We start from the raw sequence: 21,049 nt of genomic DNA, 5'->3' as shown, positions 1-21,049 counted from the left end.
CGCGGTGCCCCCTCGGGTGACCGTGCCAGCACAATCGGTGACGCCGGCTCTGGCTCGCAAGCTACCGCACCCGCCACCGTCGGCGCAGCGCCGATCGCCCCGAACACCGCTGCGGTTTGCCCAGCTTGACGCTCGGGTACCGCGATCGGAGCACCCGCCGTCGGCGGAGCGAGGGCGAGGAGTGGTCGATGCGCACACTGGACGGGCGTTATCAGCTCGAGCAGCGCATCGGGGTGGGTGGGATGTCGGAGGTGTGGCGGGCCCACGACCAGGTGCTGGACCGACTGGTCGCGGTGAAGCTCATCCTTCCCGGCCCGGACGACCAGGACGGCCGGCACAGCCAGGGCGGCCCGGTGGATCGGATCCGCACGGAGGCCCGGTCGGCCGCCCGCCTGGTGCACCCGAACGTGGCGAGCGTGCACGACTTCGGCACCGCCTCGACCTGGCCGGGCCGGGCCGTGCCCTACATCGTGATGGAGCTGGCCGAGGGTGAGACGCTCGCCGCGCACCTGCGGGCCGGGCCGCTGGACTGGCGGATCGCGGTACGGGTCTGCGCGGAGGTCGCCGCGGCGCTGGCCGCCGCGCACGCCGAGGGCATCGTGCACCGCGACGTCAAACCCGCGAACGTCATGCTCACCCCGTCGGGCGTGAAGGTGCTCGACTTCGGCATCGCCGTCCCCGCCGGCGCACCCGATCCGAACCCGACCGGGATGGTGTTGGGCACCCCGGCCTTCCTCGCGCCCGAGCAGTTGGAGCGGGCACCGGCCACCCCCGCCGCCGACATGTACGCCCTCGGCGTCCTGCTCTACTACAGCCTCACCGCCCGTCTGCCGTACCACGCGGCCACCCTCAACGAACTGCTCGGCGTGCGCCGCTGTCAGCCACCGGAGCCGCTGCCCGAGATCGACGGGCTGCCGCCGGAGGTGGCCGAGTTGTGCCGCTCCTGCCTGTCCGACGATCCCGAGCTGCGCCCGAGCAGCATGGTCGCGGCGCTGCTGCTGGCCGAGGCCGTGGACGCCCGGGTGTACGTCCCGATGACGACCCCGACGCCCCGCCGGCCGGTGCCGACGTCGGAATGGACCGAACGGGCCGCCACCGAGGCGACCGAGGCGGTGGTCCTGCTCGACGAGCCGGAGGGGGCCTCCGGGCGCTGACCGGGGGCGCACGGGCGTTTCGGCGGGCGGCGGCCGGGTAGCCGACCTGCCGAGCGACGGGAGAAACGCGATGCCGGATCAGAGTTCCTGGCTGCGTGAGGCCACCGCGACCGCCGAGGGTGGTCACGTACGCACCGACGATGGCGGGCTTTCCACCCCGCTGGCCTCGCCGCTGGCGGCGCACTGCACGGGGCTGAGACCAGAGCAGTTGCTGGCCGCCGCCTTCGCGTCCTGCCTGCATCACGCGGCGGTGGAGGCGGCCGGGGAGATCACCAATGAGGCGCACACCGTGCAGGTACGGGCGGAGGCGAAGCTGGGGCGCGACGACGACGGGCTGTACCGGGCCGACGTGCACGCCTCGATCTCGTCCGCCGGCCTGAGCCGAGATCAACTGGCCGACCTGGTGGAGTACGCGGACCGGCTCTGGCCGTTCTCCAGCGGCGACACGAGCCGGCATCGGCTGACCGTCACACCGGCGGAGAACGGTCGACACTGAGGTCTGGCCGAACGATTCAACGTCAGGCGACGGCCTGTCGGCGCCCCCTCGTACGTCCCGGCGGCCCCTCGGGGGCGCCGGGACGGGTGCTCGGGCTGCTCCGGCAGCCGTCGTGCTCGGGCTGCTCCAGCAGCCGTCGTGCTCGGGCTGCTCCGGCAGCCGTCGTGCTCGGGCTGCTCCAGCAGCCGTCGTGCTCGGGTGGCCTGGGGCCCTGGGTGGCCCCTTTGCTCTGCTTCAACCCGCGCAACACCCGGTGTCCGGATAGCGGACAGGTGGCATTGCGTCGGTTGCAGCAGAGCAAAGGACGTGGGGGGACGTCTATCCCTGTGGACTGGGCGCGCAGACCGGCCTGGCCCGTTCCGTCGAGGGGGACCTCACCCGAAGGGGTGAGGCCTCCTAGACGGCACGCCTCAACACGGCGACCCGGACGCCTGACCACCTTCGCACCGCCAATCGGAAATGCCGGTCTGGCCCGATCCGCGAGGTTGTGAGGTTTTGCGCCACCTTCGCCCCCGGCAATCCCCCGGATCGGGGCAAATTGTGGCGCAGGCCACCGCACGGGCAGGCGAATTCGAGCAATTGGGTCTTTAACCTCGTCAGGTGCATCCCGACGACCTCTCCGACCAGAAGCTGACCGACGCGCATCCGAGCACCCCATCGGGCGACGTCGCATCAACCGAACGGACGATCGGCCGGCACCGCGTCCCCGAACCGCCCCGGCGGCCCCTGCTGGGCTCGACCCCGATCCGGGTAGCCCTGGCCACCGGCGTCACCTGCTGCCTAAGCCTCGTCGCGGTCGCCACCGCCCGGGGCAACGACGACGAGCCGGCCCGCTCGGTGGAGCCCCTCGCTGAGGCGGTGGCTGACCGCGCCGCCGTCGCCGACGAGCGCGCCTCCCGGTCGCTGGACCGCGATCTCGCCCCCGCGCGGGTCCTGCCCACCCCGACGGCGACGCCGACCCCCGCGCCCACCGTCGCCCGCAAGGCGCCGAAGAAGCCGGTCAAGCCCCGCCGACCCCGACCGGTGGCCGGTCTCGACCAGGCACAGATGGACAACGCGAAGATCATCGTGGATGTCGGCCGGGACATGAAGATGCCGCGTCGCGCCCTGGTGGTGGCCCTGGCCACCGCGATGCAGGAGAGCAACCTCTACAACCTGGCCAGCGACGTCCTCCCCGAGTCGGCCGACTACCCGAACCAGGGCAGCGGCTCCGACCACGACTCGCTCGGGTTGTTCCAGCAACGACCCAGCAGCGGCTGGGGCACGGTGGCCGAGCTGATGCGCCCGTCGTACGCCGCGCGGGCCTTCTACAGCGCGCTGAACGAGGTCCCCGGCTGGCAGGACATGAGCGTCACCGCCGCCGCCCAGGCCGTGCAGATCTCCGCCTACCCCGACGCGTACGCCCAGCACGAGGACCGGGCGTCCACCGTCGCGGCGGCGCTCACCACCTGACCCGACCATCCACCTCCGCGCCGGCCGCTGTCAGCGACGGCCCGAGGGCGGCTCCGCACCCGCGTCCAGCCCGCCGACTTCCACCCGGCGCCCTGCCAGGCCGGCAGCCGCGGTCGGGGTGTCGGCGGGCACCTGATCCTCGGTCACCTGACCGAGGAGCTGGTCCACCCGTGCCTCGCGCCGCCGCCGGACGTACAGTGCCGCCTCGAAGTCGCGCCGGGCCTGCACCGCCTCCTCGTACGCCTGCTCGCGTACCTGTCGTGCCTCCGCGCGGGCCTCGTCCAGCTCGGCACGGGCCTGGGCCAGGATCTCGGCTGCCGCCCGTCGCTCGCCCGCGGAGGCGTCCCGGGTGACGGCGGTGTCGCCGAGGTCCAGTCGCTGGAGGAGCCCGCTGAGCCACGCCGCTTCCTGCCGGATCTCGTCCCACTCGCCGGAGGCGTCGGCGGCACCCTCGGCGCGCGCCGCGAGCCGGGACAGCCGGATCCCCAACTCGTCCAGGCAGGAATCCACCTGCCGCGTGTCGTAACCGGTCTCAACGATGGAGAACCTCATCCCGTCGCCCCCAGGCAGCCGCTGTTACTTCCCCTTCTGGATCCTCGGCCGCGACGGTGACGACCGAGGGGGTTCGGGAAAAATGTTCAGCATGCGCGCACGGGGGCGCGTCAGATGCGCTTGGGCAGCACGACCACCCGGCCGAAGAACTCGTCGATGCGGCGGACCACGTCGTTGAAGTCGTCCAGGTCGATCGGCTTGGTGACGTACGCGTTGGCCTGCAACGTGTAGCTGCCGACGATGTCGGTGTCGGCGTTGGACGTGGTCAGCACCACGATCGGGATGGTCCGCAGGTCCTCGTCCTGCTTGACCGCACTGAGCACCTGCCGACCGTCCATCCGGGGCATGTTCAGGTCCAGCAGGATCACGTCCGGCCGCCGGGCCTGCTCGTGCCGGCCCTCGGCGCGGAGGAACTCCATCGCCTCCTCGCCGTCGCTGACCACGTTGATGACCTTGTCGACGTCGGAGTCCGACAACGCCTCCTCGATCATCAGTACGTCACCGGGGTCGTCGTCGACCACCAGGATGCGTACCGGCTGCGGGCTGTCTGCGCCCATCACTACCTGCCTCGGGTCGGCGGGGACGGGACCTGACGGTCACCGCGCTGGCGGGGAAATCTAGCCCATCAGGAGGCGCTGTGGGACGCGGGGTCGACCGATTCCGGTTCGTAGCTCAACACGTCGGCCAGACCGGTCATCCGCAACACCCGCTCGACGCGGCCGTTGGCGCCGATGAGCCGGAGCCACCCACCGTCGGCCGCGGCCTGATTGTCCCCCCGGACGAACACCGCCATCCCGGTGGAATCGCAGAAGGTGAGGTCGGTGAGGTCGAGCAGCACCCGGGACTCGCTGCCGGCCATGAGCCGGTCGATCGCGGCGGTCAGCTCGGGGGACGTGCTCATGTCCAGCTCACCCGCCAGACGCAGGCAGGCGCCACCGCCGTCACGCTCGACGTAGCTGACGCTGAACGTCACCATTCTCCCCCTCGCTCCACCCGCAGGTGGACATTTGCAGTGCGGCAAGTATACGCAGGGTCGCCGCGTGGGCCCTAGGGCGCGGTGATCGACAGCGACGTCGGCGGGGGGACTCTCAGCGGTTCGCGTCGGGCAGCCCGACGCGACCCCGGCCGCCTCCGGGCAGCCGGGGTGGCCCCCGACCCTGGGACCTGGGGTCGGGGGCCGGAGGAATGTCGCTAGGGCGTCGTCATCGGCTGAAGTCGAGGTCCGTTCTCGCGCAGCTCGCCCGTCGGGGCCCGATCGACGTCCTCGGGCTCTCCCGAATCGGGCGTCTGGTACAGGTAGCGGACGAACTGCCCACCCGCCTCGTTGTCGTCCGCGCCGGGCCACTGGCCGATGCAGTCCATCCCGATGACCTCACGGCCGGTCCCGTCGGCCTCCTCCAGCAGCGCCCACAGGCTCACCGGGTAACACCTGGTGACCTCGGGTGTGAGCTGCCAGCGGGCGTACCAGCCGCGGCGGGCGGGGACGATCTCGACGATCTGCTTCATGACGACCAACCTTCCGCGTACCTCGGAAGAACCTCGGTCCTGACCCGACCGTGCGCGCCGAGCGGGTGAGCACCCCTCACCCCCGCCGGATGAAGCGTCGCGGACGCCGGGCCGACCCGCCCCGACGGCGCCCGTTTCGGCTCCCGGGGCGGCGGGAAGGCGGCTGACACAGCCCACGATCCCCAGCGGAAGGGGTGCCACCATGCGTAAGCAGATGGAGGGCGACAACCAGCGGCGTCGGGCGCTGGCCCGGCAGGCCCGCGAACAGGGTCGCCAGCCCAGCGAGATCGGTGCCAGCCTGAGCGCTTCCAAGCAACTCACGAGCCTGGACCAGAGCAGGCGATCCGGTCCACCGGCGGCCGGACCGCACAAGCCGGACAGTACGCGCGGCGGGCCGGCGCCGCCGCCGGTCGGCAGCGCCGACAATCCGAGGCCGCAGCCGTCCCCGCCGACCGGCGCGGCCGGAGTCAGCAGCATGGGCTACCACGACCTGGTCGACGAGGTCCGGCGTCGGGCCGGGGTCGACTTCAAGACGGCGAAGGTGGGCACCGAGGCGACCGTGCTCGTCCTCGCCTTCGCCCTGGAAGCCGCCGAGCGGCAACGCCTGCTCGCGGCGGTGCCGGCGTCGCTGCACGACGTGCTGCCCGTCGACGGCATCGAGCGACACCGTGACCTGCCCGGCTTCCTCGCCGAGGTGGGCCGGATCAGTGGCAACACCCCCGAGCAGGCCCGATACCAGGCGGAGGCGACGATCGCCGCGCTCGCCGCGCGGGATGGCGACCTCGTCGAGTCGTTGCACGTACCCGACGGGTTGCGTGACCTGCTGAACCCACCGGAAGCTGGCGGCGGCCTGGTGGGCGCCTCCACCACCACGCCCACCCTGGACCCGGACGCGGTCGACGCGGCGCTGGACGACCTGCCGTACTGGGCCGGCGACACCCAGGGTCTGCACCGGGTGGTCGCGTTGCCGCCGGACAACCTGGACCGGGTGCTCGACCGGCTCGATCGGATGCGCCGGGACAACGGGCGCGGACCGAGCATCGGACGTCCGGGAGACACCGCCGCCGTCCTGACCGTGCGCACCAGTCAGGCCAACGGGGTGACCGCGCTCGACGTGGACCTCGCCCACCGGATCGACGACGCGATCGACGAGGTGGGGGCCGGGATGGCCGGCAGCTGATCGGCTACGGCGGCACCGACGGGCCGGTGGACGCGGGACCTCCCGCTCCGCCGGCCCGTCGGCCGTGCCGGGCCGCACGCCGGCTGGATCGTCGGCCTGAGCTAGCGTGCCGGTCATGAACCGCGCCGCCGACCGGCTGGAGCTGGTCGCCGACCCGGTCCGGCGGACCGGGCGGATCCTGCTGTCCGCCGGGGTCGAGCAGTCGTACGTGGATGTCGAGGATCCCCGCCACCTGCACTTCGAGTACGTGCGACGGATCGGCGCCGCGGTCGAGCTGGCCGCCCCGACGGGCGTCCCGATGAGCGTGCTGCACCTGGGCGGCGGCGCGTTGACGTTGCCCCGCTGGCTGGCCGCCACCCGCCCGGGCTCCCCGCAACGCGTCGTCGAGCGGGACCCAGCCGTGGTCGCGCTGGTGGCCCGGGAGTTGCCGCCGCTGCCGCCGCAGGTACGGGTGGAGGTCGCCGACGCCCGGGACGCGCTCAGCGCCACCCCGGCCGGTTGCCACGACCTGGTGATCGCCGACATCTACCGGGCGGCCCGGATGCCCCCGCACGTACGCACCGTCGAGTTCGCCGCCGAGGTGGCCCGCGTCCTGCGCCCCGACGGCATGGTCCTGGTCAACGTCACGGACCTGCCGCCACTCGTCGCCACCCGGGTGCAGGTGGCCACCCTGCGGGCGGTCTTCGCCGACGTGTGCGTGCTCGGCGACCGGCGGATGCTGCGCGGTCGTCGGTACGGCAACCTGGTGTTGGCCGCGACGTCCCGACCCGCCGGGCTGCCGGTCGGCCGACTGGCGGTGGCCGCCCTGCGGGACCCGGTGCCGGGCGGGCTGCTGCACGCCGCCGCGCTCGACACGTTCGTCGCCGGCGCGCACCCCGTCACGGACGCCGACGAGCGCGGCTGAGCGGCTGGCCCGCGCGCAAGGACCAGAGCGACCTCTCCGTCCGCAATGCCGGGTTTCTGCCGGCGAGTGCGGGGAAGACGCGGCGGATGAGCACCGCCGACGACCGGGCGACCGCCCGCCGGACCCTGATCGTGATCGGTTTGCTGCTCGCGACCGCGCTCGCGTTGGTCCTCGTGTACGCGACCCGCCGGGTGCTGGTCTGGGCGGTGGTCGCCGCGTTCTTCGCCGTGGCGCTCAAACCCCTCGTCGACCGCGTGCAACGCCGCCTCGTGCGGCGGCGCTCGCTGGCCACGCTGCTGGTGTTCCTCGTCGCGTTCGTGCTGCTGGCGATCCTGGCCGCGCTGATCCTGGTGCCGTTGTCCGGGGAACTGGCCCGGTTCGCCGACCGGGCGCCCGGCCTGCTGCACGACGCCCGCGCCGGTCGGGGCCCGCTGGGGCAACTGCTGGAGCGCACCGGGGCGCGGCGTTACGTCAGCGAGCACTCCGACCAGCTCCGCGACTTCGGCAGCCGACTGCGGCAACCCGCGGTGGGCGTGCTGCGCGGCGTCGTCGAGACGGTCGCCGGGCTGGTCACCGTCATCGTGCTGGCGTACCTCATGGTCCTGGAGGCGCCGCGGATCACCCGCGGCCTGCTCGCGGCGGCCGGGGACGGTCAGGGTGAGCGGCTGCGCCGGGTGGGCCGAGAGGTGTCGCGCACCGTCACTGGCTACCTCACCGGCAACCTGCTGATCAGCGTCATCTGCGGGGTGTTGACCTACGTGGTGCTGGCCCTCACCGGCGTGCCGTTCGCGGCCGTGATCGCCCTGCTGGTGGCGGTGGCCGACCTGGTACCGCTTGTCGGTGCGACGCTCGGCGCGGTGATCGCGGCCGGGGCCGGTTTCCTGCACTCCCCCAGCGCCGGGGTGGTGGTGCTTGTCTTCTTCGTGGTCTACCAGCAGGTGGAGAACCACCTGCTCCAGCCGTTGATCCTGTCCCGGGCGGTCCGGCTCAACCCGCTGACCGTGCTGGTCAGCGTGCTGCTCGCCGCGGAGCTGGCCGGTCTGCTCGGCGCGCTGCTGGCCATCCCCGCCGCCGGGATCATCCAGGCCCTGCTGCGCGAGTACGGCCCGCGCCGGCTGCGGCCCGCCCCACCGGCCGGTCCCGGCGCGCGGCGACCGGCCGGTCCCGCCCCGCGGGGCTGACCGGCCGGAGCGCGGGCTTCCCCTCAGCGGGCTCGGGACGCGACCTCGGGTGTGGTGCTCTCCAACGGCACCGCGTTCGCCGGGACCAGGCCCAACTGGACCGCCGAGCGGGTCAGTGCGGCGTCGAGCACCCAGTCGGCGCTGACCCGCGTGCGGTTGCCCGGCATCGCCATCAGGTGGTACGCCCGGGTGACCGTCTTGGCCGGCAACCCCGCCAGGTTGACCTGCAACGGGTTCGCCGCCGCGTCCTTGCCCCCCAGGTCGACGACCCAACCCAGGTCGTGGTGCTTGTACGGCTTGCGCTTGCCGAAGCCGTACGACGCGGCGATGTTGTGCGCCGCGCGCTTGCCCTGCCGCTGCGCGTGCTGAGCCGTCATCCCGCAGATCTTCCCCGGATTCACCAGGTCGGGCACCGCGGCGGCGTCGCCGCAGGCGAACACCTCCGGGTAGCCGGGGACGTTGAGGAACTCGTCGACCACCAGCCGCCCCCGGTCGGTGCGCAGGCCCAACTCGTTGACGAACGGGTCGGGGCGCACCCCCACACACCACACCAGGGTGCAGGTCGGCACGTACTCGCCGTCGGTGAGCTTCACCCCGTCGCAGGTCGCCTCCGCCACGGAGGTGCCCAGCCGCACGTCCACACCCCGGCGGTTGAGCACCCGGTGCGAGGTGTTCGACATCCGCTCGTCCATTTCGGGCAGCACCCGCGGTGCCACGTCGAGCAGCATCCACCGCGGCCGGACCGTGAGCCGGGGCCGCTGGGCGTGCAGCGCGTCGGTGAACAGCTGCCCGTGCGCGGCGACCTCGGTGCCGGTGTAACCAGCTCCGACCACCACGAAGGTGGAACGGGCCTGCTGCTCGGCCGGGTCCTCGGCCTGCTCGGCCAGTTCGACCTGCCGGACGATGTGATCATGCAGGTAGACGGCCTCGGGCAGACCTCGGAAGCCGTGCGCGTACTCGGTCACCCCCGGGATCGGCAGCAGCTTGTTGACGCTGCCCACGGCGAGGATCAGCCGGTCGTACGCCAACCGGTTCTTCTCCCCCTCCGCCTGGGTAAAGCCGACCCACCGGTTCTGCAGGTCGACGTGGTCCGCCTCGCCGACCACCACACGTACGCCCTTGAGCGTCCCGGTCAGCGGCACCGCGATCCGTTTGGGCTCGACCACCCCGGCCGCCACCTCGGGCAGCAACGGGAGGTAGAGGAAGTAGTCGGTGGAGTTCAGTACCACGATCTCGGCCCGATCACGGGCGATTCGGCTCAACGTCTTCGCCGCGTGGTAACCGGCGAACCCGGCCCCCACGATCACCACACGAGGTTTCGTCATTGCGGGCCGTTTCCCGTCGAAGCCCAGGACAAACGTGGAACCGCCGCTCGGGTGCGAGCGGCGAAACATCCGCGAGCAGCGACATAGACAGACAGCACCGTCGATGGGCAGGATGCCGCGATGGGATCAGACGACACCGGCGCACGGCCCCTGGCCTGACTTCGGGGGGGCGAACCTCCTGATCACTGCGGCGAAACAGGTGCCTCGGGGTGCGGTGGGGTGGGGCCGTGTGGTGGCCGCTGCCAGCGCACCGTGACCGTCAACTGACCCTGGACGCCGGTGCGGGCGATCACCGCGCCGGCCTCCGCGGTCAACTGCACCCCGAAGGAGATCTCGACCTCGTCCGGACGGTGGGCCATCGACTGGAACTGTCCGAGCGCGGCGGAGGCGGCATCACGTACCTCCGAGAGCGCCCGGTCGAACGTCGCCCGTGCCTCACGGACCACCTTGCCGGCGTTGCCGGCCGGGGTCACGCCGGCCCTACCGTCGACCTCGACCACCACCGAGCCGCCACCGTCGAGATCGAATCTGCGCAGCTCCGTCATCGTTCACGTCTCCTCTTGCCCCGCCGGCACGCACCCGAGACTCATCCACTCGGACTCAGGCACCGCTTGTCGAAGTGCTTCCAGTTCATCGAGCAAAGGGGCCAGGCGCGTCTGATCTTTCAGGAACACCATGACCGCCCGCTCGAACGCCGTGGCCATCGTGGCCGGCAGCAGGTCAGACCCGTCCCAGCACAACGTGCTGGTGCTCAGTCGCTGCGCGACAGCCCTCGTGACCGGGTCCTCGTACTCCTCCGCTGGTGTCGCCCGCCGGCTGAAGGCCACCCCGTCGGCCTTCTCGCGCCGAGTCTCCTGTGCCACCTCCCCGGCGAGGTACCTCATCAGTAGCCGGGCCGGCCTGGTGTCCCGGAACATCGCCGCGACATCGTCGGAGACCTCCTGAAGCGGCGAGTTGGCCTGCGGGCCGGGCAGCGGCGGTGTCGGGAAGAAGGTGAACGGCGGCAGGCCGCCCGGCGCCTGGGCGGGCAGTTCGGCGAGGCGTTTCCGGTACTCACGGATCACGAAGGAACCCTGGTGGTCCAGGTGACACCCCTTCGCGGCGGACGACTCCGTCGGCTTCCCGTCCGCCGTCGCCCCGCCCGGAAACAGGCCCTTCGCCGCCATCTCGAAGGTGGTGAAGAGGCTGGCTCGGTCCGTCCCCGGCGACGAGTCAGCCAGCAGGTCACCCCAGGTCGTCCAGGCGCCGGTGAACTCCTCCGACGTCCAGGAGAGGTCGCCGCGCGTCCACCGCTCGTATACCCCCGCGCCGGACCGGTGCAACAGGATGTCCTCGATCCAGTCGGTGCCCGGCCAACCGGAGACCGGCGGGGAACTCATGGCGAGGCACCAACGCACCTGCTGGTCACCGATGGTGCGCCTGGTCTGGTCGACCATCTCCTGCCAGGTCTGCGGCGGCGTCGGGCCCAACTTGGCCGGGTCGTACCAGACCAGGCTCTTCAGGTGGGTGGCAATCGCGACGCCGTAGGTGGCATCGCCGCCGTACGGCTCGGTCCGCCGGGCAAGATTGATCAACTGTGGAGTCACCGCCGCGTCGGCCCCGAGCACGGCGGTCAGCGACACCAGCCGGCCGGCATTGACGTACTGTTGCAGATCGTTGACGCGGGGAAGGACCGCCACGTCGGGTGGTCGACCTCGCTCGATCCCCACCTGGAGCACCTGGCTGACATCCCGGTGCCCCTCGTAGTGGGTCTTGATACGGAGCTTCTTGATATCAGGCTCCTCTTCAAACTTCTTGAGGACCCCCTCGAACTCCGTCTTTTCGGCCCCGGTCCAGGAGCCGAAGATCGTCACCTCCGGAGCCGGCTCGGCGAAGCACCCGCTCAGCGCGACACCGGCGATCAGCACCGTGACCATCGCCAACGCCCTCCGGGCCGTCCGTCCAGACTGCCTCATGTCGATCGCTCTCCATATTCGGCCAGGCGGGGACGAAAGCCCTCCAGGACCAGCGCCGCGATGCCGAGCGCGAGCAGCGGCAGGGCGAGTTCGATCCAGCGTCTGCCGGCCGCGTCGCGGGCATCGGCCGTGATGGCCTCGTCGGCCTCGGCATCCTTCGGCGTCGAGGACGGGGATGGCGAGGGGGACGCAGACGGCAACGGGTACAAGCTGCGCAGCTCCCCGATGCTGGCCTCGCAGCCGATCTGACACTGCGCCTGCACCTCGACCGCGAGGCCGTCGGCGGCCCGGAAGCCCGCGTCCCTGATCTGCCACTGCCTGCTGTCGTGCACCACAACGACGCCCGCTCGGGTCTGGTCCAGCCGACACGCCGACCAGAGACTCAGCGCGGTGAGGGCCCCCAAACCCACCGCAGCGACAGTGGCCAGCAACAGGGGGACGTTCACCGCCCGGCGAAAGCGGCGGGTCAGATACACCTGGGTCCGCACCAACAGCACACCGAGCGCGACCAACGGCAGCAACCAGACGGCCGCGGTCAGCGTGTTCGTCCACCAGTTGTGCACCTGGTCGTCCAAAGCGAGCAGTTGCTTGCCCCGCAGGTCCATGATCCGGACCAGGATGTCGTCCAACAGGCTCGCCGCGTCCCGGAGCAGGGCCACCCCGAGCGCCCTCAACTCGGCGTCCCGCAGGCGCGCGTCGGCCTGGCCGATGAGCCCGGTGTACGTGACCAGCAGCGCCTCGATCGTCTGGATGTCCCGGGTGCCGGCGTCGCCGGCCGCGTTGTTCTCCGCCAACAGGGTGAGGAACTGGCCGGCGGCGGCGATCTGGCGCTGGAAATCCACTCCGGGGCCGCCGACGCCGAGGACGACACCACCGTCGCCGAGGTTGTCCACCGCCGCGAGGTGCGCGCTTCGCAGCGCGTCCTGTGCGTCGTAACTGGCGAGGATCGCCGGCACCGATCGTTCCGCGGCGACGTCGGCGTTGCGGGCGACACCGAGGACGACCGCCAGACTGGCCGCCAGGGTGACTGCGGTGATCCCGAGCAGCCACCCCCGCAGGCGAACAAGGGTCCGCCGGGTGGTGCTGACCCACGGCGGCGTACGCGCGTCCGCCGTCATGCCCGCACTCTCGCCAACGGATCGTCGGTGAACGGCGTGCCACAGTTCTCGCAGATTTCCGAGCCCTCCGGCGAACTCTCCAGACAGGCGCCGCAGATCTTCTCCGCGACCGCCGGCCCCCGTGGCGCCGGTGGGTGCGTCGGGTTGCGCACCGAGCCGACGATGCTGACCTTAATGTCGGTCTGGCTGAGCTCCTCCTTGAGCCGGACGACGCCGTTGGGCTCGATGTCCACCAGGTGCCGCAGTTGCTCCAGCGCGGCGTCGTCCCGGGCCGCGGACGCCAGCGCCACCGCCTGGGCCCACTGTGCGTGTGCCTCGACCCGGTCACCCCGGTCGTACGCGTCGCAGCCGGCGTTGATGGCCTGCCGGACGTCCTCCTGCCCGGTCAACTGGGAGACGCTCAGGTCGATCCGGGCCGACTTGGCCATGTCGACAGTCCAGTTCACGAGGACTGTCGCGGCGGTGGCCCGCAGGTCCCCGTCGACCACCAGGTCGACCCGGGCGGCCAACCGGTCCTGCTCCAGGATGTCGTCGGGCGCCTCGAGCCGCAGACAGAGGTGGAAATCCCGGCGCTCCGCACCCCACGAGCCAGTGGCGAACTCCCACGTCCGCTCGTCAACCCGGTCGGCGTACCCGGTGAGGTCCTGGATGGTGGGGCTGCTCTGTTTGAAGAAGACCAGCTCCGCGTACGGCATCATCCGCAGCCGGATCCGGACGTCCGGCAGCAGCTTGGTCAGCGCGGCGAGAACGGACTCCTGGAAGCTGACGGCCAGGTCGCCGGGCCGCCGTACCGCCTCGGCGGTGCCGTGCAGCGCGGCGGCGATCCGGAGCAGGTCCGCGGGGTGCCAACCCTCGCCGATGCCGCGCGGGTCGCAGACGAACCGTCCTGCGCAGCTGCGCAGGACGCGCCCCAACTCCTCCTCGGTCTCGTGCTCGTTGATGCCATCAGTGAGCAGCAGCACGTGGTTGATCGTCGGCGCGGAGGACGGGAGCAGGTCCCGGGCTGCCGCGAGCCAACTGCCCATCGCCGTCCCGCCGCTGGCGCTCAGGCGTGCGACCGCGGCGCGGGCCTCCTTCCGGGTGGCCTGCGAGGCCGTCGCGAGCGTCTGGGTCGCCGGGTAGACAACCTTCGCCTGATGGGTCCCCTGAATCACCGCGAACCGGACACCATCCGGAAGCACGGTGATGGCCGAGGCGGCGGCCTGCTGCGCGGCGGCCATCTTGGTCGGTGGGTCGGCCATCGATCCGGAGCAGTCGATCACCAGCACCTCGACCAGCCGGGACGGATCCGTCCGGGCCGGCTGATCGTCCGCTGCCGCCGCTTCCTGTCCGGCCACCGAGAGGACCGCGTGCATCTCCCGGCCGCCCACGGGAAGAAACTTGTTCTGGTTGACTTCCAGGTCGAACTGCAGTGCGGTATCCACCCATTCACGCTCCGTTCCGGGTCGGGTCACCATCGGCTGTGGGGTCGGACGGCGTTCGCCCGGTCGACGAGCACGTCATGGGCGGCGCGGCGGGCAGTGTCGCCGGTACGACCGGCCAGCCGGAAGCGGCCCGAGCGCGCCGTCATCGGTTCGGGTAGATCGGCGTGTCGGGCCTGCTGGCCCAGTGCCCGGTAGGACCTCTCCAGCAACGCGCGGATGGCGCGTTCGGTCGGCGGCTCGCCCAGCACCGGACCACCAGCCAGATCGGCGGCACCGCCGGCGCAGTTCAGGTCGAGCGCCATCTCCCGGATCGCCGTGGTCAGCCGGTCCCGCGACTCGCCGTCGATGTTCAGCCCGGCCAGCCGGTGGACGGCCTGGTTGACCTCACCGGCGGCGGGTGGGCCGCCGGGCAACCGGGACGACAGCACCCGCACCGCGGCGACCCGGGCGGCGTCGTGATGCCGGGAGAGCGCCGGCACCTCGTCGAGGACGGCGACAGCCCCGGCCCGGTCGGTCACCGCCAGGCGGAGCCGGGCCAACCCGAACGCGGCGCTGGCCTGGAAGGGGTCGCGCAGCCAGACGGCCGCGTAGTAGCGGGCCGCCCTCGCCGCGTCACCGGCTCGCTCGGCGCAGTAGCCGAGGGCGAGCTTCGGAGCGACCTCTCCAGGGATGTCGCTGTAGACCGCGTCGAACCGCTGCCCCGCCTCGTCGATGCGGTCCGCGGCGAGCGCGAGCAGCCCGCGGTGCCAGGCGATCCGCCAGTCGACGTCGGCTCGGGTGCCGGTCAACGTCTCGGCGCTCGCCAGCCTCGCGGCGGCCCCGTCGGGATCGGCCAGCGCGAGGTGTGCCCGGCACCTGCTCAACTCGATCTCCACCGACGTCTGCTCGACCATCGACAGCTCACCCAGCAGGGCCTGGGCGTCCGACGCGTCGACCGTGCGGAGCACGTTGACAGCCGGGTCGTCCGGGTCGAGTCGCGGCACTGCCAGGCCGAGGGCCACGTCGACGGAGGCGGGCAGGCCGTCGTCCAGGAGCGTGCCGTCGCCCGCGCCGATCCAGGTACGCAGTGGCAGGACCAGCCCCAGGCCCGCGTCCAGCAGCTGCGCGGAGGGTTGGAACAGGGAGATCGGCTCGGGTTGGCGCCGGTCCGGCTGGCCCGCCAGGATCTCCCGCAACACCCCGAGCAGCTGCTCGGACATCTCGGTGGCGGAGGCGAACCGCCGGTCCCAGTCCTGGCGGACCGCTCGGGCGACCAGCCGGTTGAACGACTCGATGCCGAGGGCGTCCAGAGCCGCGCCCGGATTGTCCGGGCCCGGCGTGCGGGACCGGTACAACTCCTCAAGCGTGCGACCGAGGGAGAACAGGTCGGAGCGCTCGGTCGGCCCCCGGGTCTGATACTCGGCCTTGCTGACCGAGAAGTCGACGGAGTGGACGATCCCCTCGGCCCCGCTGCCGGCCTTGCGGACCCCGCCGAGGTCGATCACCTTGATCCGGTCAGCGGTGCGCATCACGTTGTCGGGCTTCAAGTCGGTGTAGAGCAACCCGCGCCGGTGCAGGTAGTCGAGTGCGGCGAGAATCTCGTGACCGTAGGCGAGGATGTGGTCGATCGGCAGCGACACATCGAGCTGTCGTGGATCCTTCGCGGCGAGCTGCAACCGGCGCAGCGACATGCCGTCGAGGTAGTCCATCACGATGTAGCCGGTAGGGCCGGCGACCGGGTCGTCGTGGGTGGCGAAGTCGATGCTCCGGACGATGTTCGGGTGGTCCAGCGCGTTGAGGAACCGTCGTTCCTCGACCGCGGCCTTCAGGGAGGCCTCGTCGGCGGCGTGCAGCACACCCTTGAGCGCGACGTCGACGTGGTCGTTGTGGGTGTCGTGGGCAAGGTAGACCCACACCTGCCCGCCACGGGCCACACAGCGGACCACCTGGTAGCGGTCGGCGACCACGTCGTCGGCCCGGAGGCCGGGGAGGAAGGTGAACGGCGTCGGGGTCGGGCAGTAGGGGCAGAAGCCTCTGTCCCTACCCGGTCGACCGCCCCGGCTCCGACCGACCGGGTGGCCCTTGGGGCAGAAGCGGAACTCGTCGGGCACCCGCAACGGTTGGGTGCTCGTGACGTCGGGCGAGAAGGTCAGCACCGGTAGGGAGACGAGGCTGGCCACCGTCCAGACGTCCCGAGCGGTCGACCGGGACGGGGTCGCGGCCGGCTTGGCGCTGTCGGCGGCACGGGGTGCCAGGCCGCAGACGTCACAGAACCCGGTCTCGTCGACCGTACCGGCGCAGCCTGGCCAGTCGCATGGTGTGGTCACGACCCGGCCCCTCCGCGTCGGCCGTCAGTTCGGTGCGAGATCGCCTCGGTGTACTGGCGTACCGCCGCCTCGGCCGCCACCAGATCGCACGGCGCGGTCAGCAGCAGGTCGTGCGCCCGGCGGTACGACGTGCCGAGGGCCGGATCCTCGGCGAGCCGGTGCTGCACGGCCATCGCGCGATAGGCACCCAGCCGACCGTGCAGCTCGGACCAGAGATCCTCCCGGGCCACGATCTCCCGGCGGACCGACTCGGCCGCACCCAGCGCCCGGTCGGCGGCCCGCTCGGTCGAGGCGAGCAGGGCAGCCAGGGTGTCGCCGTCGACGGTGGCGGCAGCGGCCCGCAGCTTGGTCAGTTGGATCCGCAGCTCGATAGCCCTGGGCTGGAGCCGGGGCACGTCGGCGACCACGGCGGCTGCTCTGCGATATGCCCGGCGGACGGCCTTCTCGGTGGCCTGGAGGCTGGCGACGCGGCTCACCAGCAGCGTGGTGCGCAGCGGGATCGACGTGCCGCGAAAGGTCAGCAGCATCCGCAGGTCACGGGCAGGCGCCTGGTCGACGAGCGGCAGCACCACCTCGGACAGCAGCGTGTCGGGCTCGGCGGCCTCGTCGATGTTGTTGATGATGATGGAGCGCGGCGTCGTCTCGGCGGCCGGGTCGTGGCCCGGTGCCGTGCTCGCAGCGTCCGCTTCGCCGACCCAGTCGGCGATCCGCCGGGACACGTCCTTCGTGCTGCGGTCCGTCGCGTCCACCGCGAGGTCGATGCTGCCGATCGGCGGAGCGTCCGAGATCTTCTCGGGATCGATCGACGGCCGCAGCTCCCGACTGGAGAGCACGGCCGCCTGTCGCACCGCTGCGGCGACGTCGGACTCACGGTGGTCGATGACGATGACGAGCACGTTGTCGGACGAGAGGCGTCCGAAGAAGTCCGCGAGCTGACGGAGAACCCTCGGATTCGCCGGGGTGTCCTCCGTCGACCGGAAGCGTGCGTCGACGGAGGATTCGCCGGGAACCTGGGCGCGGAGCCGCGGGAGGCGACCCAGGATCGTCTCGATCGGAATCATCCACGACAGGCCGCTGCCCGGGTCGGTGCCGCCGGCCACGTCCTGGACACGGCCGCCATCGCGGTACGTGCTGACCACCATCCCGACGACGTGCCCGGTCTGCGCGTCGACCACCGCCGAACCGCTGAAGCCGGGGCTTACCTGGGGGCCGGTGGTCGCCGAAAGCATCTGGACGCGTTCCCGTCCCGCCCCGGACCGACCGGTGAGCCTGGCCTCGACGTACACGCCGTGTTCCAGAGTTTCCGGAAAGCCGTACATAATGACGCGGCGGTCCCAGGTGCCCCGCATGCGTCGCAACGGCGCGAACGGACCCTGCGGCGCGGGGTCTGCCAGCTCAAGCAGCGCGATGTCGTCCCGTCCGTCGCTTGTGGGCGGCCACCAGCAGCCGGGTACGACCCGGGCCGGGACTGTTTGGCGGTTCGGTTGGCCGACCAGGTCGACCAGGACCGTCCACGCCGGCTCGGCGTCGGGGAGGTCGGTACCGCCGGCCGCGCCGACGACGTGGGCGCAGGTCAGAACGTGACGGTCATCAAGCGCCATCCCGGCGCCCAGCACCTCACCGTGCTCGGCACGGACACGGACCGGCCAGGGCTCATTGCCGGGACTGACCATCACCTCGCCGAGGGTAATCGAGCCGGACCATATCCGTTGATGCTCGTCATTGCTTATGTAACTTTTTATACCGTTTTGTAGGGATCTATTGTCAAACATGTGACGTGGCTCAGCCGCCGTCCGGCCGCCCTCCGGACCCGCTCGGCGCGGTGATCGCCCAGCGCTCGTGGTCGCGCCAGGCGCCGTCGATGAACAGGTAGTTCGGCGAGAAGCCCTCCAACCGGAAGCCGAGCTTGCGGGCGACCCGGCGCGACGGTTCGTTGCCCGGTTGGATGTTCGCCTCCAGGCGGTGCAGTCCGACCGTGTGGAACGCGTGGTCGATCACCAGCGCCACGCCTGCCGAGGCGTGCCCGGTCCCGCTGTACGGCTGGAACGCCGCGTATCCCAGGTAACCACCGCGCAGCGCACCCAGCACGATCCCACTGATGTTCACGTAGCCGGCGATCGCACCGCTGGCCCGGTCACAGATCAGGTAGCCGGCGCTGTCGCGGCGGCGGATCCGTCTCAGGTAGTTGTCGTACTCCTGCGGGCTGGACGGCGCGACCAACCACGGGTGGTGCAGGTCCCGACTGCGCCGGGCGGCGGCGACGAACTCGTCGGAGTCGGTGGGCCGGGGCCGCCGGATCGCGGCGGGACCACCGGTACGCAGATATCTCACGGCCGACCACTCGGGCCGGGCGAGGCCGCTCGTGTCGACGCCTCCCGAGCGTCGAGCAGGGCGGGAAGGTGGTCCTTGCTCCAGGCACGCGCCGCCTCGATCAGGGTCAGCAGCGTGCGCCCCAGGTCGGTGAGTTCGTACTCGACGCGCGGCGGATTTTCCGGGTACGCGGTGCGCACCACCAGGCCGTCGCGTTCCATCGCCCGCAGGGTCTGCGTCAGCACCTTGGGTGTGACGCCACGAAGTGGCACCCGGATCTCGGTGAAGCGACGCCGACCACCCTGCAGACAGAGCACGACCATCCCGGTCCACTTGTCACCGATCTGGAAGGGCAGGGCACCGGAGGGGCACATCGGGTCGAACATCTCGGGATCCAGCTCCGTCACGGTATGCCCCCATCCATCCCCGTTTCCTTGTAGTAACCAGTATCTCGTAGATACCGTTCCCGTGGTCCGCAGCGACAGCTAGACGGGGGACGAATCCATGAGCAGCATCGCCATCTTCGGTGCCGGCGGCAGAGCGGGACGGGCCATCACCGCCGAGGCCCGCGCCCGTGGACATCGGGTCACCGCCGTGGTCCGGAATCCGGACCCGAGCAACGACATCGCCGCGGACGGCGTCTCGGTGGTCCGCGGGGACGTCACGGACCCGCGCTCGACGTCCACGATCCTCCACGGTCACGACGCCGTGGTCAGCGCGGTCAGCCCCGCGTCCGGACCCGAGGCCCTGGCCGCCCTCGGCCGACTCGACGACACGTTCTTCGTCAACGCCGTCGACGCGCTCCTGCACGGCATGACCGAGGCCGGAGTCCGTCGCCTCGTCCTCATCGGACTCTTCGCCAACCTCCACGACGGGCACGGCCGCCTGATCCTGGACGACCCCACGGCGTTCCCGAGCGGGCTCCGCCCGTTCGCCCTGTCGCACACCGCCGGACTGGACCGGCTCCGTACGGCGGACACCCCGGTCGACTGGCTGATGCTCACCCCACCGGCGATGCTGGACGTGGCGGCTCCACGACGGGGCCGCTACCGGCTCGGCGGGGATACCGTGCCCCGGTCCGGATCGACCACCCTGTCGTACGCCGACCTCGCGGTCGCGGTGCTCGACGAGATCGAATCCCCTCGGCACCACCGCACCCGCGTCTCGGTCTTCGACTGACCCGGTCCGTCGGCACCGGCCGCAGAGCCGTCGAGTGTGGCTCGGGGACCGCGCTGGCGGGCTCGGACCCGCGCTAGCGTGCCGTCCGGAGCCAGAACTCGCCGCCGTCCGGGTCGGCCATCAACACCCGCCCGCCGATATCGCCGCGGTCGGCGTCGACGACTGTCGCGCCGAGCGACAGCAGACGGTCGATCTCCGCCGGTCGGTCGGTGTCGACGCCCGCGGCGACGTCGAATCGGACCCGGTCCCGGCCCCCGTTCGACATGTACGGCGGACCGCCCCAGGAGATCTTCGTGCCTCCGTGGGGCGACTGGATCGCGGTCTCCTCGTCCTGGTCCCAGACCAGCGGCCAGCCCAGTGCGGCGCTCCAGAAGTGGCCGACCTGCGGCGAGCCGTCGCAGGCGAGGGCGCCGATCGGCCCGGTGTCGGCGAGGAATTTGTTGCCCGGCCCGATCACGTCGAACTCGTTGCCCTCGGGGTCGGCGAGCACCACGTGATCGTCGTTCGGGTCCTGGCCGATGTCGATGTGTCGTCCGCCGAGCTCCAGGGCCCTGGCCACCGACCGCCGCTGGTCCTCCAGCGAGCTGCTCGTCAGGTCGAAGTGCATCCGGTTCTGGACGACCTTGGGCTGCTGGTGCGGGGGGAAGCGGATCCGGAAGTCGGGGTCGCCGGCGGGCAGCAGCAGAACGCCGTCACGTGGATCGTCGACGAGGTCTCGGCCGAGGAGCCCGGACCAGAACTGCGCGAGTCGCAGCGGCTCGCGTGCGTCGAAGCAGATCGCGAACAGGTGTGCAGTCATCGCTTCGCCCATCCCCCCTGCGACCGGACGCCGCGCCGGCCGTCGGAGCGGAAGCCTAGGGGTGGGCCGGGTCACCCGCACTCGAGTTTCCGCGCCTCCGCCAGGGACGCCGAGCGCGGACCAGCCGAGTACTGGACGTGCTGTTCGCCGACGCCGGTGGAGGGGAGTTGGCCGCCCTGGGCACCATCACCGTGGAGTCTTACTCGGA

The 21,049-nt window shown here is 71.6% G+C and carries 21 protein-coding genes; 7 read left to right on the top strand and 14 right to left on the bottom strand.

The window, feature by feature from the left end:
* The first annotated feature begins 188 nt into the window (after positions 1-188).
* From ACFYPM_RS19225 to ACFYPM_RS19215, 3 genes are all read left to right on the top strand, one after another.
* On the top strand, positions 189-1,154 hold the full coding sequence (locus tag ACFYPM_RS19225; protein ID WP_387198398.1) for a serine/threonine-protein kinase: 966 nt from the start codon (positions 189-191) through the stop codon (positions 1,152-1,154).
* A 70-nt stretch (positions 1,155-1,224) separates the two neighbouring features.
* Entirely contained in the window at positions 1,225-1,650 is a 426-nt protein-coding gene (locus ACFYPM_RS19220; protein ID WP_357239095.1) for an OsmC family protein, read from the top strand.
* A gap of 600 nt (positions 1,651-2,250) precedes the next feature.
* Positions 2,251-3,102 carry a hypothetical protein gene (locus tag ACFYPM_RS19215; protein ID WP_387198394.1) on the top strand — a complete coding sequence of 284 codons (852 nt, stop codon included), beginning with the start codon at positions 2,251-2,253 and terminating at the stop codon, positions 3,100-3,102.
* Between the two features lie 30 nt (positions 3,103-3,132).
* On the opposite strand, the gene ACFYPM_RS19210 is transcribed toward ACFYPM_RS19215, so the two are convergent.
* From ACFYPM_RS19210 to ACFYPM_RS19195, 4 genes are all read right to left on the bottom strand, one after another.
* Positions 3,133-3,654, bottom strand: a complete 522-nt coding sequence (locus ACFYPM_RS19210; RefSeq protein ID WP_387198391.1) for an ATPase — start codon at positions 3,652-3,654, stop codon at positions 3,133-3,135.
* A 110-nt stretch (positions 3,655-3,764) separates the two neighbouring features.
* The gene (locus tag ACFYPM_RS19205) at positions 3,765-4,211 is read right to left on the bottom strand and encodes a response regulator (protein WP_387198388.1); all 447 of its coding nucleotides are present in this window, start codon (positions 4,209-4,211) and stop codon (positions 3,765-3,767) included.
* 68 nt (positions 4,212-4,279) lie between these two features.
* A complete protein-coding gene (locus ACFYPM_RS19200) occupies positions 4,280-4,630 on the bottom strand; it encodes an STAS domain-containing protein (RefSeq protein ID WP_387198385.1) in 351 nt (116 codons plus the stop codon).
* 215 nt (positions 4,631-4,845) lie between these two features.
* Positions 4,846-5,160, bottom strand: coding sequence for a hypothetical protein (locus ACFYPM_RS19195; RefSeq protein WP_387198382.1), 315 nt, complete (start codon positions 5,158-5,160; stop codon positions 4,846-4,848).
* Between the two features lie 202 nt (positions 5,161-5,362).
* Between ACFYPM_RS19195 and ACFYPM_RS19190 the strand changes: the two genes are divergently transcribed.
* From ACFYPM_RS19190 to ACFYPM_RS19180, 3 genes are all read left to right on the top strand, one after another.
* Complete coding sequence (locus ACFYPM_RS19190; protein ID WP_387198379.1) at positions 5,363-6,340, top strand: DUF2267 domain-containing protein; 978 nt, start codon at positions 5,363-5,365, stop codon at positions 6,338-6,340.
* A gap of 115 nt (positions 6,341-6,455) precedes the next feature.
* On the top strand, positions 6,456-7,244 hold the full coding sequence (locus ACFYPM_RS19185) for a spermidine synthase (protein WP_387198375.1): 789 nt from the start codon (positions 6,456-6,458) through the stop codon (positions 7,242-7,244).
* A gap of 86 nt (positions 7,245-7,330) precedes the next feature.
* Entirely contained in the window at positions 7,331-8,425 is a 1,095-nt protein-coding gene (locus ACFYPM_RS19180; RefSeq protein ID WP_387198372.1) for an AI-2E family transporter, read from the top strand.
* A 23-nt stretch (positions 8,426-8,448) separates the two neighbouring features.
* On the opposite strand, the gene ACFYPM_RS19175 is transcribed toward ACFYPM_RS19180, so the two are convergent.
* The 9 genes from ACFYPM_RS19175 to ACFYPM_RS19135 form a co-directional block, all read right to left on the bottom strand.
* The gene (locus ACFYPM_RS19175) at positions 8,449-9,750 is read right to left on the bottom strand and encodes an NAD(P)/FAD-dependent oxidoreductase (protein WP_387198369.1); all 1,302 of its coding nucleotides are present in this window, start codon (positions 9,748-9,750) and stop codon (positions 8,449-8,451) included.
* Positions 9,751-9,932: 182 nt separating this feature from the next.
* Entirely contained in the window at positions 9,933-10,295 is a 363-nt protein-coding gene (locus ACFYPM_RS19170; protein WP_387198366.1) for a CU044_2847 family protein, read from the bottom strand.
* 3 nt (positions 10,296-10,298) lie between these two features.
* Positions 10,299-11,705 carry an ABC transporter substrate-binding protein gene (locus ACFYPM_RS19165; protein WP_387198363.1) on the bottom strand — a complete coding sequence of 469 codons (1,407 nt, stop codon included), beginning with the start codon at positions 11,703-11,705 and terminating at the stop codon, positions 10,299-10,301.
* Entirely contained in the window at positions 11,702-12,823 is a 1,122-nt protein-coding gene (locus tag ACFYPM_RS19160) for a hypothetical protein (RefSeq protein WP_387198360.1), read from the bottom strand. Before ACFYPM_RS19160 ends, ACFYPM_RS19165 begins: the two co-directional genes overlap by 4 nt.
* A complete protein-coding gene (locus tag ACFYPM_RS19155) occupies positions 12,820-14,247 on the bottom strand; it encodes a VWA domain-containing protein (RefSeq protein WP_387198358.1) in 1,428 nt (475 codons plus the stop codon). Before ACFYPM_RS19155 ends, ACFYPM_RS19160 begins: the two co-directional genes overlap by 4 nt.
* Positions 14,248-14,273: 26 nt before the next feature.
* Complete coding sequence (locus tag ACFYPM_RS19150; protein WP_387198355.1) at positions 14,274-16,553, bottom strand: tetratricopeptide repeat protein; 2,280 nt, start codon at positions 16,551-16,553, stop codon at positions 14,274-14,276.
* Positions 16,550-18,226: a serine protease gene (locus ACFYPM_RS19145; RefSeq protein ID WP_387198888.1), complete on the bottom strand. Its 1,677-nt coding sequence runs from the start codon at positions 18,224-18,226 to the stop codon at positions 16,550-16,552. The genes ACFYPM_RS19150 and ACFYPM_RS19145 overlap by 4 nt, the downstream gene beginning before the upstream one ends.
* Positions 18,227-18,335: 109 nt before the next feature.
* Positions 18,336-18,884: a GNAT family N-acetyltransferase gene (locus ACFYPM_RS19140; RefSeq protein WP_387198352.1), complete on the bottom strand. Its 549-nt coding sequence runs from the start codon at positions 18,882-18,884 to the stop codon at positions 18,336-18,338.
* A complete protein-coding gene (locus ACFYPM_RS19135; protein WP_387198350.1) occupies positions 18,881-19,270 on the bottom strand; it encodes a winged helix-turn-helix transcriptional regulator in 390 nt (129 codons plus the stop codon). The genes ACFYPM_RS19140 and ACFYPM_RS19135 overlap by 4 nt, the downstream gene beginning before the upstream one ends.
* 97 nt (positions 19,271-19,367) lie before the next feature.
* On the opposite strand from ACFYPM_RS19135, the gene ACFYPM_RS19130 reads away from it, so the two are divergent.
* A complete protein-coding gene (locus ACFYPM_RS19130; RefSeq protein ID WP_387198348.1) occupies positions 19,368-20,042 on the top strand; it encodes an NAD(P)-dependent oxidoreductase in 675 nt (224 codons plus the stop codon).
* 73 nt (positions 20,043-20,115) lie between these two features.
* Here the strand turns inward: ACFYPM_RS19130 and ACFYPM_RS19125 are convergent, their stop codons facing one another.
* Entirely contained in the window at positions 20,116-20,841 is a 726-nt protein-coding gene (locus ACFYPM_RS19125; protein WP_387198345.1) for a VOC family protein, read from the bottom strand.
* Between the last annotated feature and the right edge of the window lie 208 nt (positions 20,842-21,049).

The organism is Micromonospora sp. NPDC005203 (genome assembly GCF_042872705.1).
In the GTDB taxonomy this organism is placed as follows: domain Bacteria; phylum Actinomycetota; class Actinomycetes; order Mycobacteriales; family Micromonosporaceae; genus Micromonospora.
Note: the sequence above shows the minus strand (reverse complement) of the source record. Positions and strands in the feature narration are given on the sequence as shown.

Bases quoted from the DNA above. Each gene is read 5' to 3' on its own strand.
- ACFYPM_RS19225 (WP_387198398.1), top strand. From the start codon at position 189: ATGCGCACACTGGACGGGCGTTATCAGCTCGAGCAGCGCATCGGGGTG.
- ACFYPM_RS19160 (WP_387198360.1), bottom strand. From the start codon at position 12,823: ATGACGGCGGACGCGCGTACGCCGCCGTGGGTCAGCACCACCCGGCGG.
- ACFYPM_RS19220 (WP_357239095.1), top strand. From the start codon at position 1,225: ATGCCGGATCAGAGTTCCTGGCTGCGTGAGGCCACCGCGACCGCCGAG.
- ACFYPM_RS19125 (WP_387198345.1), bottom strand. From the start codon at position 20,841: ATGACTGCACACCTGTTCGCGATCTGCTTCGACGCACGCGAGCCGCTG.
- ACFYPM_RS19210 (WP_387198391.1), bottom strand. From the start codon at position 3,654: ATGAGGTTCTCCATCGTTGAGACCGGTTACGACACGCGGCAGGTGGAT.
- ACFYPM_RS19180 (WP_387198372.1), top strand. From the start codon at position 7,331: ATGAGCACCGCCGACGACCGGGCGACCGCCCGCCGGACCCTGATCGTG.
- ACFYPM_RS19200 (WP_387198385.1), bottom strand. From the start codon at position 4,630: ATGGTGACGTTCAGCGTCAGCTACGTCGAGCGTGACGGCGGTGGCGCC.
- ACFYPM_RS19170 (WP_387198366.1), bottom strand. From the start codon at position 10,295: ATGACGGAGCTGCGCAGATTCGATCTCGACGGTGGCGGCTCGGTGGTG.
- ACFYPM_RS19145 (WP_387198888.1), bottom strand. From the start codon at position 18,226: ATGGTCAGTCCCGGCAATGAGCCCTGGCCGGTCCGTGTCCGTGCCGAG.
- ACFYPM_RS19195 (WP_387198382.1), bottom strand. From the start codon at position 5,160: ATGAAGCAGATCGTCGAGATCGTCCCCGCCCGCCGCGGCTGGTACGCC.
- ACFYPM_RS19165 (WP_387198363.1), bottom strand. From the start codon at position 11,705: ATGAGGCAGTCTGGACGGACGGCCCGGAGGGCGTTGGCGATGGTCACG.
- ACFYPM_RS19190 (WP_387198379.1), top strand. From the start codon at position 5,363: ATGCGTAAGCAGATGGAGGGCGACAACCAGCGGCGTCGGGCGCTGGCC.
- ACFYPM_RS19175 (WP_387198369.1), bottom strand. From the start codon at position 9,750: ATGACGAAACCTCGTGTGGTGATCGTGGGGGCCGGGTTCGCCGGTTAC.
- ACFYPM_RS19205 (WP_387198388.1), bottom strand. From the start codon at position 4,211: ATGGGCGCAGACAGCCCGCAGCCGGTACGCATCCTGGTGGTCGACGAC.
- ACFYPM_RS19130 (WP_387198348.1), top strand. From the start codon at position 19,368: ATGAGCAGCATCGCCATCTTCGGTGCCGGCGGCAGAGCGGGACGGGCC.
- ACFYPM_RS19185 (WP_387198375.1), top strand. From the start codon at position 6,456: ATGAACCGCGCCGCCGACCGGCTGGAGCTGGTCGCCGACCCGGTCCGG.